This is a genomic window from Corynebacterium sp. HMSC077D03 (assembly GCF_001808545.1).
GTDB lineage: Bacteria > Actinomycetota > Actinomycetes > Mycobacteriales > Mycobacteriaceae > Corynebacterium > Corynebacterium simulans.
The window spans coordinates 1-386 of sequence record NZ_KV793711.1 but is presented as its reverse complement, the minus strand read 5'-3'; the positions used below and the strand labels follow the sequence as shown (position 1 = coordinate 386).

General features: G+C 59.1%; 1 protein-coding gene. It reads left to right on the top strand.

The window, feature by feature from the left end; genetic code table 11:
- Window positions 1–386: transposase (locus tag HMPREF2888_RS12665; protein WP_141744871.1), on the top strand; the 386-nt coding region annotated here is incomplete at both ends.

Below are 386 nucleotides of genomic sequence, written 5' to 3'. Positions count from 1 at the left end.
TCTCCTATGTCACCTCCACAGCGACGTTGTCTGAACTCGCCGGGCAACAAAGGGTGAGTCGTTGGACACTTGATCGCCGATTCGAACCGTTTTGGCTCATCGACGTCCCCAACGACGGTGCCCCGCAGCGCGTCTACGATCAGATCTTCATCGACGGCACCTACACCGCGGCTGGCTGCCTACTTGTGGCAGCCAGCCGCGACCACGTCATTGCATGGCACTGGACCAAACACGAAACAGCCCACGCATACACGCAGCTACTTCGCAAAATCGCCGAACCACTCTGCGTCGTCCTCGACGGCGGACAAGGCGCACTCACCGCGATTAAAGCCTGCTGGCCAAACGCGATGATTCAGCGTTGTCTCGTCCATGCACAACGCGTCATC